Annotated in this window: 10 protein-coding genes, 3 tRNA genes, 1 pseudogene and 2 CRISPR repeat arrays; of the genes and pseudogenes, 6 read left to right on the top strand and 8 right to left on the bottom strand. The window is 51.9% G+C overall.

Going from position 1 to position 16,254, the window contains the following annotated elements; translation table 11 throughout:
• From GRPL_RS26960 to GRPL_RS10110, 5 genes and pseudogenes are all read left to right on the top strand, one after another.
• Positions 1-122: pseudogene (locus GRPL_RS26960) on the top strand (acid resistance repetitive basic protein Asr); the annotation flags it as partial.
• A 70-nt stretch (positions 123-192) separates the two neighbouring features.
• The gene (ydgU, locus tag GRPL_RS28660) at positions 193-276 is read left to right on the top strand and encodes a small membrane protein YdgU (protein WP_099130681.1); all 84 of its coding nucleotides are present in this window, start codon (positions 193-195) and stop codon (positions 274-276) included.
• A gap of 290 nt (positions 277-566) precedes the next feature.
• Positions 567-643 (top strand) — tRNA-Val (locus tag GRPL_RS10100).
• A 4-nt stretch (positions 644-647) separates the two neighbouring features.
• Positions 648-724: transfer RNA gene (locus GRPL_RS10105), tRNA-Val, on the top strand.
• A gap of 4 nt (positions 725-728) precedes the next feature.
• A tRNA-Val gene (locus GRPL_RS10110) sits at positions 729-805 on the top strand.
• Positions 806-1,042: 237 nt separating this feature from the next.
• Here the strand turns inward: GRPL_RS10110 and zigA are convergent.
• The 8 genes from zigA to cas1f form a co-directional block, all read right to left on the bottom strand.
• A complete protein-coding gene (gene zigA, locus GRPL_RS10115) occupies positions 1,043-2,266 on the bottom strand; it encodes a zinc metallochaperone GTPase ZigA (RefSeq protein WP_032699672.1) in 1,224 nt (407 codons plus the stop codon).
• A gap of 195 nt (positions 2,267-2,461) precedes the next feature.
• Entirely contained in the window at positions 2,462-3,244 is a 783-nt protein-coding gene (locus GRPL_RS10120) for a DUF3750 domain-containing protein (protein WP_032699670.1), read from the bottom strand.
• A 139-nt stretch (positions 3,245-3,383) separates the two neighbouring features.
• Positions 3,384-4,432: a CRISPR direct-repeat array (repeat unit 28 nt; unit sequence TTTCTAAGCTGCCTGTACGGCAGTGCAC).
• Positions 4,433-4,747: 315 nt separating this feature from the next.
• The gene (gene cas6f, locus GRPL_RS10125; RefSeq protein WP_032699668.1) at positions 4,748-5,302 is read right to left on the bottom strand and encodes a type I-F CRISPR-associated endoribonuclease Cas6/Csy4; all 555 of its coding nucleotides are present in this window, start codon (positions 5,300-5,302) and stop codon (positions 4,748-4,750) included.
• Positions 5,303-5,311: 9 nt separating this feature from the next.
• The gene (gene csy3 / locus GRPL_RS10130) at positions 5,312-6,316 is read right to left on the bottom strand and encodes a type I-F CRISPR-associated protein Csy3 (protein ID WP_032699666.1); all 1,005 of its coding nucleotides are present in this window, start codon (positions 6,314-6,316) and stop codon (positions 5,312-5,314) included.
• Between the two features lie 21 nt (positions 6,317-6,337).
• The gene (csy2, locus tag GRPL_RS10135; RefSeq protein WP_032699664.1) at positions 6,338-7,264 is read right to left on the bottom strand and encodes a type I-F CRISPR-associated protein Csy2; all 927 of its coding nucleotides are present in this window, start codon (positions 7,262-7,264) and stop codon (positions 6,338-6,340) included.
• Positions 7,261-8,568 carry a type I-F CRISPR-associated protein Csy1 gene (csy1, locus tag GRPL_RS10140; RefSeq protein ID WP_032699662.1) on the bottom strand — a complete coding sequence of 436 codons (1,308 nt, stop codon included), beginning with the start codon at positions 8,566-8,568 and terminating at the stop codon, positions 7,261-7,263. The genes csy2 and csy1 overlap by 4 nt, the downstream gene beginning before the upstream one ends.
• A 16-nt stretch (positions 8,569-8,584) precedes the next feature.
• The gene (gene cas3f, locus GRPL_RS10145) at positions 8,585-11,842 is read right to left on the bottom strand and encodes a type I-F CRISPR-associated helicase Cas3f (protein WP_032699660.1); all 3,258 of its coding nucleotides are present in this window, start codon (positions 11,840-11,842) and stop codon (positions 8,585-8,587) included.
• A complete protein-coding gene (gene cas1f / locus GRPL_RS10150) occupies positions 11,839-12,822 on the bottom strand; it encodes a type I-F CRISPR-associated endonuclease Cas1f (RefSeq protein ID WP_032699658.1) in 984 nt (327 codons plus the stop codon). Before cas1f ends, cas3f begins: the two co-directional genes overlap by 4 nt.
• Positions 12,823-13,418: 596 nt before the next feature.
• Here cas1f and GRPL_RS10155 point away from each other — a divergent pair.
• Positions 13,419-13,985: a DJ-1/PfpI family protein gene (locus tag GRPL_RS10155; protein WP_032699656.1), complete on the top strand. Its 567-nt coding sequence runs from the start codon at positions 13,419-13,421 to the stop codon at positions 13,983-13,985.
• A gap of 148 nt (positions 13,986-14,133) precedes the next feature.
• A CRISPR array of direct repeats spans positions 14,134-16,200; the repeat unit is 28 nt; unit sequence TTTCTAAGCTGCCTGTACGGCAGTGCAC.
• Between the last annotated feature and the right edge of the window lie 54 nt (positions 16,201-16,254).

Here is a 16,254-nt window from a genome sequence, read left to right as displayed (position 1 = left end):
CAGCGAAAAAGCACCACAAAGCCGCGGCTAAACCTGTAGCGCAGAAAGCTCAGGCAGCAAAAAAACACCACAAAACCACTAAACATCAGGCCGCTAAACCGGCTGCACAACCGGCTGCTTAATTCTTCCGCTAAGTTGAGTTAATCATAAACCGGCGCTGCTTCAGCGCCGGTTTTATTTCAGGAAGCCACTATGCTGCAACGCTATCGTTTTGAGCTTATTCTGATCCTGTTAGTCCTCTGCGCGCTTTTTACCCTTCGCCTTATTTTCAGGTAATCACACCTTTCCGGTACCAGCGTCTGCGACGCCTCTTGCACCGTTCGTCTGACAAATCACTCATTCTCTCTTCCGGCAACTTCGCCACGCCTCGCTTCGCGCCGCGTCAGGAACGACGCCGCAGCGAGACAAAGGCAGCTGGATAAGAAATATCCTTTAGCATCAGTAAAATATGAACAATATGCGTAAAACTTCCGCAATCGCGTGAGATCTGAAAGAAAAGTGACGTTTGCCTCTTGCCACAACCCCATCCGATCGCTAATATGCGTCCCCGTTGTCACCACAACATTGCGTTCATAGCTCAGTTGGTTAGAGCACCACCTTGACATGGTGGGGGTCGTTGGTTCGAGTCCAATTGAACGCACCATAATGCGTTTATAGCTCAGTTGGTTAGAGCACCACCTTGACATGGTGGGGGTCGTTGGTTCGAGTCCAATTAAACGCACCATAATGCGTCCGTAGCTCAGTTGGTTAGAGCACCACCTTGACATGGTGGGGGTCGGTGGTTCGAGTCCACTCGGACGCACCATTCTTTATTCCACAGACATCAGCAACAATCTGTAGGTTATCGAACGGTGCGTGAATTTCGCACATTTCTCCCGGTATAATACCCGTTCTTCCCTTTGCGCTTATCCATGCGGTTCCTGTAACAGGAATTAACGCCAGCTTGCCACGCAGCATCAAACAGTCCCGCACACGCGTTTTTAGCTGCAGAGCTATTGCAACGAGATGAAGGGCCGGCTTTTATCGGGTCTCTTCCGTTGACTCATGCGGCAAACCAGGGCGCAAGCGGGTCGGGATAGTGACGCCATTCGCCCGGACCTTCCGCCATTTCTTCGTCCGTAAGCAAAGCGGAAGCCAGCCGGGCGCGCAGCGCTGATTCATCCATATTCATTCCGATAAACACCAGTTCCTGCCGGGCATCGCCCACGCCATCCATCCAGTTTGCCAAAATAAATTTCAACGACTCATCATCCTCAGGCCAACGTTCTCTGGGGACACTTGCCCACCACCTTCCCCCCAGTTCCTGACGCGCCACGCCACCCGCCTGTGACCAGGCACCGGCAAATTCCGCACGACTGGCCAACCAAAAATACCCTTTCGATCTGACCACACCAGCCAGTTCATGCGCCATCACCTGGCAGAATCGAGCCGGATGGAAAGGCCGACGGGCGCGAAATACGAAGCTGCTAATCCCATACTCCTCTGTTTCCGGCGTATGTTCGCCGCGCAGTTCCTTCAGCCAGCCCGGTGCCTGTGCGGCATTATCAAAATCAAACAGTCCGGTATTCAGCACCTTATCCAGCGCGACCTGACCAAACCGGGAGACCACCATTTTTGCCCGCGGATTAAGCGAACGCAAAATAGCCATCAGCTTTTCTTGTTGCCCGTCATCGATCAGATCGACTTTGTTCAGGACCAGCACATCGCAGAATTCAATCTGCTCAATGAGCAAATCGACCACGCTGCGCTCATCACCTTCGCCCAGTGATTCCCCGCGTGAGCGGATGCTATCCGCAGAGTCATAATCCCGCAAAAAATTGAAGGCGTCCACGACGGTAACCATGGTATCAAGACGCGCCACGGTTGAAAGACTTTGCCCGTCATCGCCGGCGAAGGTAAAGGTTTCAGCAACCGGAAGCGGTTCAGAAATCCCGGTAGACTCGATAACCAGTTGATCAAAGCGCCCTTCCTTCGCCAGGCGATTAACTTCCAGCAGGAGATCTTCCCGCAGGGTGCAGCAGATGCAGCCGTTACTCATTTCAACCAGTTTTTCATCGGTACGTGAAAGTTCAGCGCCCCCTTCCCTGACCAGAGCGGCATCAATATTGACCTCCGACATATCATTGACGATAACCGCAACGCGCCTGCCCTCCCGGTTGTGCAGAATATGGTTGAGCAGGGTCGTTTTCCCGGCCCCCAGAAAACCGGACAGAACGGTCACCGGTAGGCGCTTGTCGCCCTGTGTTGCTACGCTGGTTCCGGACATTGTCTTTTATCTCCTCGTACTTCATTTGTCATTGGTACACTGGTTTCGGCCTGCTAAGCATGGCCACAGTATTTAATTGTTATGTTATAACATAACAATTAAAATGCCAATATCGACCTTTCCGGCCACATGGAGGAGAAATGTGCAGAGGCTATAAGCCATGTTGGCTTAACTGCAGGAGAGGCGCGATGCCATTTACCGCGAGTGTTCCGCTGCGTCAACAGGCAAATTGTTATGGCCCAGCCCGCCAATAAACGGCAGACGGATACGTAGCGGTGTGAAATCCAGGCCGACGTTCAGCCCCAGCATATTGAGTTCAAATCCCTCTTCAGCCCCCAGCGTTACGCCGGCGATACCCAGCACCGACACCTGGACCCCGCGCCCGGAGGGCGGTAGACCAATGGGATTCAGCAGCGAGCGAAAATCTTTCCCCACCGCGTTGGCGGGCAGATCCAGTTTGAGCGCGGGCACCTCGCGTCCAATATGGGCCAGAAAGGTATTACTGTTAGGGCCTGGCCAGGCGTGATAAGTATCCGGCCACGGATAGGAGGCAATTGCCGCAACAATCTGCGGGATCATAGCCTCGGCCTCCGCTCCCCGGTGCTCTACCAGTAAACGAGGTTTCGCGCCGAACCAGTAGCCATCCGGCGGATTGCTATTATGGCGCACCTTCTCCCCGCCTCCCCAGCTAATCACTTCATAGCGGTTATATTCCGTTTCCCCGGCTCGTTTATAGATAATCCAGGGATGCACCGCCACCACACCTTTCCATCCCCAGGTCGGCGCAGCGTAGACCTGCACAATGGCCAGGCGGGCGTTTTGCTGGGGGTCAGGCGCCAGGCCAGCTGAGTCACGACGGGCGGACCACCAGCCTTCCTGCGAGCGTAGCTCCCGCTGATACATCGCCTGGGCCAGGCTGGCGCCAAGGGAGAGCAGGATGATGCAAAGAAGGCTCAGACAAACGATTTTTATGATCATGGCGGCCTGTATTCAGAAAGGAGACATCCTTATGGGCGATTATTGTCCTGACGGGGCCGGGCAGCAATATAAAACGCGCTAATCATCATCAATAATGCCTACAGTAATGAGGACTTGCAGCCTGTAGACCCTGCGCTATTTTCTAAGCTGACTGTACGGCAGTGCACATGGCTCTGATTGCAGCATCACCGGAATTACTTTTCTAAGCTGCCTGTACGGCAGTGCACTCTGGCGGCTCTGCACCTGCGTGTTTGACTACTTTCTAAGCTGCCTGTACGGCAGTGCACTTCTCATCATCATCGCTTGGGCGGTGCATTCTTTTCTAAGCTGCCTGTACGGCAGGGCACCTTTTTTAAGGCAATTGCGCCTGCATCAGCCATTTCTAAGCTGCCTGTACGGCAGTGCACAGTAACACCATTTCTTGTTTGATTGAGTCGATTTTCTAAGCTGCCTGTACGGCAGTGCACACAGAGGAAAGCCTGATTGCTTCCACGGATATTTTCTAAGCTGCCTGTACGGCAGTGCACCTGATTTATATAACAAATCAGGTTCTCTGCTATTTCTAAGCTGCCTGTACGGCAGTGCACCTGTCATGACATGAGTGTAATCCTGCCTGGTTTTTCTAAGCTGCCTGTACGGCAGTGCACTGGCGCAGATCGTCATACTGCATGACCAACTCTTTCTAAGCTGCCTGTACGGCAGTGCACGCATCATTGCCGCTGATAACCGGTGCGCGTCTTTTCTAAGCTGCCTGTACGGCAGTGCACGACCCGTTAATTCAGAAATACACCGCGATGGATTTCTAAGCTGCCTGTACGGCAGTGCACATTGAAACCGAACTGATGGGAAAATTTGACGATTTCTAAGCTGCCTGTACGGCAGTGCACCCACACCTGATGCTCCGTCTGGCCATTGAAACTTTCTAAGCTGCCTGTACGGCAGTGCACGTTTGATTTAGACGGGCTGCGACCATTTGTCCTTTCTAAGCTGCCTGTACGGCAGTGCACGGAAGAACAGATCAGGGATGCCTGGGGCAGTATTTCTAAGCTGCCTGTACGGCAGTGCACGGATGGCTACGCAGCCTAATTTCCTTCTCACATTTCTAAGCTGCCTGTACGGCAGTGCACAATGACGTCCGGCTGTATCGTGCTCAGGTATTCTTTCTAAGCTGCCTGTACGGCAGTGCACTGAGGCGATGTCAACTCAACAATTTGTTTTATATGCAAAATACTCAAAAATCACTCATTGCACCTTTTTTTAGCCTTACCATTACTCTTAATAAAAATCAGTAAGTTACAACCAGAGAAAATAAAAGGGTCCAATAGGTATACAGTAAAAAAGACCGGGTCATACTTATGGTGCTATATGGGGTTAACGACGAATCGGGATACGCAACTGATGAGTTGCAAAACCGAGGATTACCCGTCAGAGCTCAGGGTTATATTCTTGAGTGGACAAAATGTCGAGAACCGACCCCCTAAAAACGGGCGTCGGTTGTCGATCTCAAAACCACGGCACCGTTGCCGTCGAACTTAACCCATAGTTTGAAAACTCCCCCCCAACAGGAACGGCAAGAATATCGCCATGGCGGATAAACAAACGGAACGGTTGCCCGTTCGAAAGACTGCGCAAATTAATCCAAGGCAAATCCGTCTGCTCTTGCTGCATAGTGAGTAACCTCTGCAGTGCTTCCTCCTCCGTCAACCAACCCTTTTTCACCGAACGCCGCAATAGCCGCGAAGGGCTGCTTTTTACCTGTATACGACTCACGCTACGCCAGCCTTTGACTTCAGGTACGGGTATCACCTCCGTACACTGGCAGTAATCGCCTAGTCCTCTGCGCCATGATAGCGATTCCAGTTCGCACAACGCCTTTGCGCTTCCGTGCAAACGCAGGCTTGTGCCGGGTTTCACATCGTGTAAAGGGAAGCTCACGCCAATATCGCCCTTGCCTCTTTCCGCCAGGGCGCGATGCAGTTTAGCGAACAGCGCCGCCATCAACATCTCCTCCCCAAATTCAGGATCGGGAAGAACGCGGATCTCCAGATAGTGATCCATAACGGCTCCTTATTCGCTCTTCTCGCCAAATACGCCGCCGCGAATCAATATCGCCATCACGAAGTGCTGCTGCTCCACATCCGGTTTCTGGCCTTTCGTTACCCAGTTATCCAGCAGGGTATAAAAATCCATCTTATCTCCTGGCTGCCGGCACGCGATGCCACGGCTGGTCACCGAACCGTAAGGTTCGACGGCGATCGCCCCGAGTTCCTCTGCCAGAGGATGCCAGGTGTCAATAGTGCGCAGCGCATTACCAATTTTCTGTGAGTGCATTCCCGCTACGTTATCAACCTGATACAACAGACGACTCTTGCTGCTGTTGCTGTCCAGCACCAGCTCCTGAGAAGGGAAAACTTCCTGCCCTGAACCTAACAACGCCTGCGCCTCGATCTCCAGCAAGACAAAACTATCGCCACGCAGCCCTTTTTCAATCTCCTGTGTCAGCGAACTCAGCTCTGCATCCTGCTCCTGGGCGGTAAAGTCACGCAATGCATAGCTGTATGCATCAAAGATCCAAGACTGGCTGCCCTTTACCTTAACAGTAATTTTTTCCGCACCAACGCGGTTACGCCACAAAAAGCGCCCATTTGCCAGATTAGTCGCATACCGACGAGCCAGTTCCGAAAAACCATGCTCGCTGATATAGCCCTCGATGACTTTCTGTAACGCATCCTGATATGTGCGATCGTTACACACGGATGGCATGGAGAGGTTTCCAAGCACGCGCAGGGTGAATTTCACCTGTAGCGTATCGGCATTGGCCGGGAGAGCGGCAACATCCACAAGTTGCAGGTTGGCTTTCTGAATTTCGGTATTCAGCTTTGTTTGATCGCTGGTAATCGCGTTTTTCAGGCGATTAGAAATTGTACCGCGTACAGCCTTCTCCTGAATACGGATCGGTTGCCAGCCGCTTCCCTGCCAGCTTCCGGAGTACATCACCGCGTCGGACGTTGCCAGTTTGCGTTCAAATGCCAGTACAGAAGCCGTTTTTACGACAGTTGGAGCCTTTGCCATGTGTTAATCCTTTTATTTGTGTTACCCGACCGCCAGTGGTGCGCCCGCAATCCGGCAGTAATAACCAGTGTCAGTGGTGTGATAGCGCCAGAAGATCTCTTCCAACGAATGAATCCGGTGCAATCCGCACCATTCGCCAATACCGTAGACCGCCTCAGTGAAAGCGAAGGGGGTCTGCTCATCGCGTGCGTTCGCCACAACACCGGGCGCATACAGCTCAGAGATACGCTGATATCCGGTCATCAATGGGACCAGATACCCGGGGCGAGGTTTGGGGACGCGATGCCACGTAGCAGGATCGCCTTCGTGTATCTCGCCCTCTTCCGGACTTTCTGCCTGTATTTTCAGCGAGGCAAAATCGAGCCAGGCATCCAATAATGTGGCTTGCGGGTTCTCTGCCAAAAGCGTCTGATGGTGTTCACCCAGCCAGGCACTACGGTCACGCAGCACAAAACCAGGCATCAGCCGCCACTGTATGCGACTCATCTCTCTTCCGGACGCCGGCATATCCAGTACAGAAATATCCTCAATCCTGACAATGCTTCCGCCAGCCAGCCTGAGAGTCGGGCAAATTTCCAGCAGATAATCTGCCAGATCCTGTTGACCATATTCGCCGTAGGGAATTTCACCGTGACACTCAAGAAGTAGCGATACCGTCATATGCATCCGCCCTTCTTCGTTAAAAGATGCCGTTTTACCTTCTCGGGTCAGCGGATTACGGGTCTGCGCAAACTGATAGTCACGGCCGGATGTATGCGCATGAATTTGATGTCCATGGCAGACCACCGCGCAACCATCAAGCCGTAGCTCATGGGTTTGAGTCAGCATACGTGACAGGGCGTGCGTAAAACCGAGAAAATGGGTTATTGCCGGAAAGCCCCAGGTGATGCCCGCAATCGCATTGGCATTTTCCACCCGGATGCGTCGAAGAAAGATCAGCGAACTCATCTCAGCGCCTCCCGTATGATTTTCTCAAGTTCACGTAGATTAGTTCGTAGCCGTTCACGCGTTTCCCATTCCCGTTTCTCGGCAGCGCCGACTTCCGGTAACGCTTTACGCAGACGTGCGTTTAACCACAATGCAAAATCCTCCGCCACACGGTCCTGCCACTCGCCTTTATCACGTTCAATCCGAAATATTTCATCGGTTTTTGTTCGCCAGGGATCGAGCCACAATTGTTGATGCCCTTTCAGATCTGGGCACTGTAGCGTCCAATGCTGCCATTCCTGTCGTTGAAGGTCTGCGGCAACAACAAACAAAAGATCAATGAGCGTATCAATATACTCATCTCGTGCCTGTCGAATTCGGTGGTTACTGTAATCCCTCGTTCTCGTCAGCAGGGAGACCAGTAGCTGAATAACCTCGTCCGCTCGCCGGTCAAACTGACCTCCAGGCGTAAAAATAGATCGCAAATTGACAGATGGTTTGTCTACACGCTTCCACTGTGGTGGCTGTGCGGAAAGCAGCCAGACGCGCCCACCACGCACGCTGTTCAACCAGGAGATATTCTGCGGTTTGGTACCGCCAAAGTGCATTTCTGCCGAATACGGGAACAGTACCAGCGGACGCGGATGCCATGTGTTCTCACGTCGAGCCTTCCAGATAGCTTTAACGTCATCACCAAAGCGTAACGCAACCATTTTCTGGTGTAGAGCGTGAACAAGCGAAGTTGCAAACAGCGGGCTCAATAAATGATAACCCTCCTTTACCGGGAAATAGCTTTGTTTCGCCAGCTTGTGCGAAGTCGGCTCACCGGTGTTCAGTGCGGAGGAAAATCCGCTAATCCACTCATCCAGTTGTGCGGCATCATCGGTAAAGGCAGCAAACGGTCGGTGTTCATTGCGATTCAGGCACGACAGCAGCGAATCGCCGTCCACACAGGTTTGCAGCAGTTTAGCCACATCAAACACAGCCGCGTTTCCTACCGCATCAGTCTCCAGTGTCGGCAATGCAGCGCTGTTGAGATACCCTTCGTTCACCAGGGTCTCGCTGTAAATACTGCTACTTTTCGAATCTCCGTGGGTAAATTTTGCTGCATGAGTCACGCGGCTGATTTGCCTGGCGCGCTTCGCTGCAGCCGTAATCCATGTTTTTGGCTCATAGCTGAGCTCAAGTTCGCGGCGCTCTGCCGCCAGAGAGGCGTTATCCTCACCGCCGCTCTTCGCAACCTTTTTATCAAACGCTTCCAGCTTCGTTTGCCGTCGGCCGGCAATGTAGTCTGCGACAAAAGCGGTCAATGCTTCTATAGACATATCAGCTCCTGGAAATTTATAAATATTCCCTGAACACACCCAACACCGGGTGATATCGCCATTTTTCTATTGAGTCCCACTTTCCTCCACCCCTTAACGTGATTTCTCCGTAGCGACGTGACACGCTGGAAAGCTCCATCTGACGTGTTTCCGCCAGTTCAAGCAGCACTTCCCGATAATCTATTTCAAACCATGGTTGTACGCCTTCCGCCATCACAAACTCATGGAGTTCGAACCGCTCAGAAGGCTTAAGCATGCCGTCGTCCTGCATCAGGCAAAATTCGGCTTCATCATCATCCTCTTTCATTGTCAGAAAAAAAGATTCCTGTGGAGATGCACGTCGAAACGGGGTGCGCTTCTGCATTTCACCATTCCATGTTATCGGTAAACGCCACCACAGTGCGGCGGCCACAGCGGATATATCTCCCCCCTCCAGTAATGCGGCGCGCAGCCGGGTATGTTCCAGTACGGCGAGAGCGTTATCAGGGACGTCCTCCACAATGCGTGGGACTGCATTAATAGTGCGGTAAGCCGCTTCAGGCAGCAGTTCTCGTAAGTCGTGCTCGCGAAGTCGATAGGATTCGGCTTCAAAACCTGGCTGACAATACGCCACCTTTTCACCATGAAGCGCACGTAGATTGCGGTTCAGGATGACCAGATTTTCACTGGCCGGGACTTGCTGACGATGACGCTGAATTCGTCCTGCAAACTGGATCAGCGAACGCATAGAACTGGGCTCGATAATTCCCCAGTCGGCATCAAAATCCCGGCCGACTTCAATCACAGGGCTGGCCAGCACAACAAAAAGGTGGTGTTGCCTGGGCGATGCCAGCGCCTCTTTAACCTCCGGCAAGTGCCAAATCTCCTGCGGATCATGGCGAGTAAATGCATGATCCAGTCGCTTTTCAATGGCTGAACGCACAGCTAGCGGATGTTGACTATGATAAACGCAATAGTGGATACAGTAGTTTTGCGGGGCAGGTATTGCCATCAGTGCCTGTGCGACGGCAACCAGGGGGTTAATATTCGCCAGTCTTATCAGCCCAAATGATATCGTCTTCCCATTTAGTTGGTCTGTATGATGCTGCAGATGCAATCCCAGCATCTGCTGATACAGAGTCCCGGCGACTGCAGAAACCACAGACGTACTCGTTGTCGCTGCGGGCTCGACGATCGCGAGTTTCCCTAACCTTAGCCGTGGCTGCTGCAATAAATGTGCGACGCGTCGGACCACAAACTGCACATGTGCGTGGCGAAAAAGAGCGTCGTCCGAAATATCCTGAGACTGCGCGCCATATTCATCAAACCAGGCGCAGCAGATATTCACTTGTTTGCCTGCAATGCCGCATGCCGACTGATACGCCTCCCGTCCTTTTCGATAAGCTTCAAACAACGCCTCGATTAATGCGGGCGGCAGCGTTGCGGATGAGAGCAATACTCGCGATCCCAGCATCCCTGCCCAGTTGACCAGCCGGCAGAGAGCATGCAGATCGTCGATGTCGAAATCATCAGGTTCATCCAGTACCAGATCGCTGGTCAACAAACGTAGCATCGCGGGGATCTGCCTGCCGCCACGCACGCCTTCGGTCGCAGGCATCAGATGGTCAACAGTCGTCACCAGGACCGGCGCACTGACCAGGCGGTTCAGGGCGGGCTCTGCGGCCAGCCACTGCTGTGCAATCCCGTAACCTATACTCCCCTCGTAATGTACATATTGGTGGCTGGAGAAAAACGCTTCCTCGCTGACGCTATTATTATCCTGAGCGTCACTATTCTGCTCGTAGAGCTCCCGCACGGCAGCTGAGCCAGTAACCACCGCCAGCGAGTCCTCATCCAGTCCCAGGCGAGACTGTAACGCTTGCCCGGTTTGCAAGGTTAACGTTCGTAGTCCAAGCGCAACGCTGAAGCGACAGCCTTCTCGTTCATCGGCTAGTGCATACATGATCCGGGCATTGGCGAACGTTTTACCGCAGCCGGTGGAGGCCATATTAACGCCAAAAAAGCCCTGCACTGCACTGCGCTCGCGTAAAGCCGATGCCACGTCCCATGCTCTGTTTTGCCAGCCAAAACGTGCATCCTTTGCCCGTTCGCGGAAAGTTTTATGCCGCGCTATCGCCGGCAGCGAGCAGCGTAATCGCGGTAAAGAACGCCCCAATAGCAATGCATGATGCGCAACACCCGTATTGTGCTCATCCAGTTTTTGTTTCAGCTGTTTAGTCTGACGGTCGCTGTTGGCCCACACATTATAATGAGTATCCTGCCAGGTAATTTCAGGAGCTTGCGAGGAATAAAAATGGTCAGCCAGCATCAAGGACATACGCGCCAGATGAGCGGTAAACAGGTTATCCAACTTGCCGTATTGCTGCAATGAGACGGAATTTTTAACACGCCGCCCTATCTGTCTGGCTTTCTCGCACCATATGGCACTTTGTAGCGGCGTACCGTCAGGAAATAACCAGACATTTTTATAATCGCTATCTACCCAAGGGTGATTCTTGTGGTTCAGAGAATTCCAGTCAACATTGAGTTGTCTGTCGATCCAGCCTTCGCAATACTCCAGCTGCGGTGTCGATGACAGCGACTGAGGAAGACGGTGATGCGAAAGGATTAACCACGCGACAGTCCGGGCAATTGGCGGTAACGTGCTGAGCGGATTCCGATTGTCAGGATCTGTAGACCGACCACGAGGCTTATCCGGCAGATCGGTGACAAGTCTACCTAATATGATCTTTTCATCAGATGATTTCAGATGCTCCAGGGCCGCCAGCCACTGTGCATCGGCCCATTCACCGACGAATGCCTGGAACAAGCGAACAGAGATCCACTCGTGGCGATAAGGCTGACAAACGTGCTTACTTTTCCCCTTAAGAGTCTGCTGAAAGCATTTTCCCGCTTTACCAAAGTCGTGAAATAACCCAGCAATGGCCGCCAGCAAAGCGATACTTTCCGCGCTGTGCCAGTAATGTTCTGCACCGCTATTGAGGACATCAGCCGTCGTGCGGTTGGTTGGCACGCGTCCCTGTGTATTAAAACGACGAAGGTTGCCGACTATCCACAATAATTCAGTTTGTCCATTTTTCTTCAACCAGTGGCATGCAACCGCCGTATTACGCCGCGCCGTTTTACGCAGCAATTTTCTCAGAGTGTTGACGCCTTCCAGAGTGATAGTCGTTTGCCAGGCGGCATCCCCGGTGCGTTCTGCAAACTGATCGATAATCCGGCAGCTTTCTTCACGCGCATTTTTGGTACTTCGGGAGATGATTAGTACATTCATTGCACTCCTCCCGCGAGTGATTGCGAGGTCTCCTGCAAGGTATTGATCATCACATCCAGCGCATCCGCCTGCTGGAAGGTATTGATACATCGCTGGCGGAACATCTGTTGGTCTTCACCCTCCATGGCTGCGACAAACGCCTGCGGCATAACCAGCGCATCTTTGATCAGATCTGCTATATCAAATACCAAACCACCACGCCGGGTTTTACCATGCATAACCGCCAGACCGTGAGGAATACCCGTAACCCAAGCCGCCACAGCCGCCAGCCCATAAGCCAGATAATTACCCTGATCGAGAAAGCGGTTCGCCAGGTCTGTTCCGTCTCCTCGTTTAGCTCGCGTAAAGCTTCCGTAGCGTACGGTCTGGCTGACCAGCTTGTAGAGCGATTTGGTGAGCTGTGCCTCCTGCAACATCAGAGTGGTATGATCCGGCGCATCGTCCATTGCCTGCCTGGCGCGTTCGAGGATATGTTGTAGCAGCACTTTATCTGGTTGAAATGGACTTTCTCGCTGTGCTCGTACGCCCGTCCAGTGCCGGGTGATTTGCTGTAGTCGTATAAACTGAAACTGCTTTGCCGCCTGTAATCGTTTGTCTTCACTAAACCAGAACGAGACCCAGTTTTGCAGGTAGGCGGTCGGCCGGTATTCGCTCTGTGGGCTAAGCCATGAGACATCGATATCCACCTCGTTTGCGGAATACAGCGGTGTACCATCCGTTCCGCAAAACCCAACCATCACCCCGGCGCGAGCAAACTCCCGCATCGCCATTTGCGTAACGGAGGTCCCCATCCCCAGCATCACCGCAGTCGTATTGGCAATAGGGATGTTCCAGTAAAAAGATTCTTTGCCCTCTTGGGTAACATACTCCACCCGCCCACCGTTCACCTGTACACGGCATTTTTCAAGGTAATAAATATTAGCGCGTTTAGAATGAAGGATAGTTTTCAAATCAGAGGGAGTAATGGTATTTGGAGGCATGGCAAACCTTTTGCACAAAATAGTAATGTAATCTTTATATTGACGAAAATACCTGCATGCAAATGTGATTTCCGTCAAACAGTTAGCTCTTTAAATAATAAAATCACCTGAATTAAAATCAATCACTTTATTTGAGGTTTTTCTATATTTTAATTTAAATTAAAAATACCTTTGAAGTAGATCTAAAAGCGTTTGCATCTTATCAGGTAGTCAATCTGACAGAGACTACTCCAGTCGCGACATAATGCTGCTATTTCTGACATAACCATTAAATATTCTGGTCAGAAATTTACTGTCAGCTATTCCAGGTGCAACAGCAGGAGCGCATTTGCTAATGCCACATCGTTCTGCTCTCCTGCAGGTGGGTCGATACGATTTCTCACCAGCGATAATTACCAAACTGGCCAGATATCTCGATACGTCTTTACACATTTCTCTGCAACAGTTACCGGAACCACTTAATGTTCTACAAAAATCGATCCCGACCAAAAGCGGAAACGCCGCTGTATCAGTGCTCACATCGCCATTTGCGGTTCGCATTCCCTCCGCCCCTGGGCTATACCTTAGGCATCTTTATTCCCTGAGGAACAATCAAGATGAGCAAAAAAATACTGATGCTGGTCGGCGATTATGCCGAAGATTACGAAACCATGGTACCGTTTCAAGCCTTGCAGATGATTGGTCATCAGGTTGACGCAGTTTGCCCGGATAAGAGCAAAGGCGACTATATCATGACGGCGATCCATGATTTTGACGGTGCCCAGACCTACAGTGAGAAACCCGGACACCGCTTTGTCCTCAACGCCGACTTTGCCGCTGTTAAAGAACAGGATTATGATGCCCTGCTGATCCCGGGTGGACGAGCGCCGGAATATCTGCGTTTGAATGATGAGGTGCTTAAACTGGTTCAGGCCTTCGACGCGGTGCACAAACCCATTGCCGCCGTCTGCCACGGCCCGCAGCTCCTCGCCGCCGCCGGAATCCTGAAAGGCCGGACCTGTAGCGCCTACCCGGCCTGCGCGCCGGAAGTGCGGCTCAGCGGCGGGCATTATGCCGACATTGATATCGATCAGGCACACGTCGACGGCAACCTGGTTACCGCCCCTGCCTGGCCCGCGCATCCGCAATGGCTGGCGAAATTTGCTGAAGTATTGCAGAAGTAAAAGTTGAATGGCTGACTAATAAAACGAAAATGGCGGACCGTCATGCAGGCGGTCCTTTCGAATCACTGTTTTCGTCCGTGCCTGGTTTCCCGGTGTGTACTCCATATGTGAATAGCACAATTTATTCTGAAAATAAGCTAGTTAATACACCCCAGGCTGCCTGTACGGCAGTGCACTGTAATAATAATGGTTCACAGTCACCATGGATTTTCTAAGCTGCCTGTACGGCAGTGCACCGATCCGGTGACGAATTCTGACGGGGAAGTCCTTTCTAAGCTGCCTGTACGGCAGTGCACGCTTTCTGCTTCGCTAACTCGTTCGTTGTACATTTCTAAGCTGCCTGTACGGCAGTGCACATCAGGATGGCAACTCTCCGGCGATTCCTGATTTTCTAAGCTGCCTGTACGGCAGTGCACGAAGCGGTTACTGCTACTGGCCCTCGAACCAATTTCTAAGCTGCCTGTACGGCAGTGCACCAAACCCATCTCCTTTGCCTGCCGCGCTGAAATTTCTAAGCTGCCTGTACGGCAGTGCACAGTGTGGTAACTCGTTGGCCGTGTTCGTTGCATTTCTAAGCTGCCTGTACGGCAGTGCACACGTATTGCAATGATTTTCAACGATTTGCAAATTTCTAAGCTGCCTGTACGGCAGTGCACCAACAAAATACTGCACGTCTTCGCCGTGGGTATTTCTAAGCTGCCTGTACGGCAGTGCACATACACACTTTTTGATGCATATCGCCCATTACTTTCTAAGCTGCCTGTACGGCAGTGCACTTTCCCTCTCGGCTCAAAACCCAATTTTTTATTTTCTAAGCTGCCTGTACGGCAGTGCACAAGACGGCAAGCCCATCTTCATGGCGGCTATCTTTCTAAGCTGCCTGTACGGCAGTGCACAATACTGTCAATTGAGTAACCGTCAGTATCGATTTCTAAGCTGCCTGTACGGCAGTGCACCGCCAGTTGTGACCACCACCCCGATTGCATTCTTTCTAAGCTGCCTGTACGGCAGTGCACGTTATGCCTGGCATCGGGCTTTATCGGATTCATTTCTAAGCTGCCTGTACGGCAGTGCACGTGATTACGCTGATGCACTGCGCTGGGTGCTTTTTCTAAGCTGCCTGTACGGCAGTGCACCATCAACCTCGGCCTGCGCTTCAACTTCGGTCTTTCTAAGCTGCCTGTACGGCAGTGCACAGAGATGATCCGCGAAGAAGACAAGCCTGCATTTTCTAAGCTGCCTGTACGGCAGTGCACGTTGACGTAACGTACATCAACGGGATCACATGTTTCTAAGCTGCCTGTACGGCAGTGCACCTAAGTAACTATACATTCACTGTTCCCCGTGATTTCTAAGCTGCCTGTACGGCAGTGCACTGCAGGCTGTCTATTAACCCGTTGTGCATATATTTCTAAGCTGCCTGTACGGCAGTGCACATGAACACGAAGGATAATAACGGACGCGATTTTTTCTAAGCTGCCTGTACGGCAGTGCACTCAATACGCGCCCGGTAAAACCGACCTGCAAATTTCTAAGCTGCCTGTACGGCAGTGCACTCAACTGTAGCGGCTTTAATGTTCGCTTCAACTTTCTAAGCTGCCTGTACGGCAGTGCACCTCGCCGTGACAACGCGAGCAATCGGGGTTTGTTTCTAAGCTGCCTGTACGGCAGTGCACTGACTGCACATTATATCCGCATGTAGGGTTATTTTCTAAGCTGCCTGTACGGCAGTGCACATCGCCAGTTTTTTTCTTTGATGAATCCATCTTTCTAAGCTGCCTGTACGGCAGTGCACTCAAAAATTTCATGAGAAAATGAAGTTTTTAATTTCTAAGCTGCCTGTACGGCAGTGCACCTGTGTAAAAGGTGTAATGACGGACTGCGTGGTTTCTAAGCTGCCTGTACGGCAGTGCACTCTGTAAGAATACGATCATTGCTGCGCGGAGTTTTCTAAGCTGCCTGTACGGCAGTGCACTTCAGCGTCGAGGAAGTCCCGCGCCTCTTTTTTTTCTAAGCTGCCTGTACGGCAGTGCACTCATGCTGTCAGCAGTGATATCTGTAGAGTCTTTTCTAAGCTGCCTGTACGGCAGTGCACACAGTATTGATGAGGCATTTTGCGACCTGACATTTCTAAGCTGCCTGTACGGCAGTGCACACCGAAACAACCAGCTTTGAAGGCGGCATCGTTTTCTAAGCTGCCTGTACGGCAGTGCACAGTACAAAGTGACATGGACAATGTCTCTGCCATTTCTAAGCTGCCTGTACGGCA

It is taken from the genome of Klebsiella planticola ATCC 33531 (genome assembly GCF_000735435.1).
Lineage (GTDB): Bacteria > Pseudomonadota > Gammaproteobacteria > Enterobacterales > Enterobacteriaceae > Klebsiella > Klebsiella planticola.
The sequence above is the reverse complement of the archived record's forward strand: the minus strand, read 5'-3'. Positions and strand labels throughout refer to the sequence as shown.

What these genes read in the sequence shown, in the direction of transcription:
- ydgU (WP_099130681.1), top strand. Translation starts at nt 193, where the DNA reads ATGCTGCAACGCTATCGTTTTGAGCTTATTCTGATCCTGTTAGTCCTC.
- zigA (WP_032699672.1), bottom strand. Translation starts at nt 2,266, where the DNA reads ATGTCCGGAACCAGCGTAGCAACACAGGGCGACAAGCGCCTACCGGTG.
- GRPL_RS10120 (WP_032699670.1), bottom strand. Translation starts at nt 3,244, where the DNA reads ATGATCATAAAAATCGTTTGTCTGAGCCTTCTTTGCATCATCCTGCTC.
- cas6f (WP_032699668.1), bottom strand. Translation starts at nt 5,302, where the DNA reads ATGGATCACTATCTGGAGATCCGCGTTCTTCCCGATCCTGAATTTGGG.
- csy3 (WP_032699666.1), bottom strand. Translation starts at nt 6,316, where the DNA reads ATGGCAAAGGCTCCAACTGTCGTAAAAACGGCTTCTGTACTGGCATTT.
- csy2 (WP_032699664.1), bottom strand. Translation starts at nt 7,264, where the DNA reads ATGAGTTCGCTGATCTTTCTTCGACGCATCCGGGTGGAAAATGCCAAT.
- csy1 (WP_032699662.1), bottom strand. Translation starts at nt 8,568, where the DNA reads ATGTCTATAGAAGCATTGACCGCTTTTGTCGCAGACTACATTGCCGGC.
- cas3f (WP_032699660.1), bottom strand. Translation starts at nt 11,842, where the DNA reads ATGAATGTACTAATCATCTCCCGAAGTACCAAAAATGCGCGTGAAGAA.
- cas1f (WP_032699658.1), bottom strand. Translation starts at nt 12,822, where the DNA reads ATGCCTCCAAATACCATTACTCCCTCTGATTTGAAAACTATCCTTCAT.
- GRPL_RS10155 (WP_032699656.1), top strand. Translation starts at nt 13,419, where the DNA reads ATGAGCAAAAAAATACTGATGCTGGTCGGCGATTATGCCGAAGATTAC.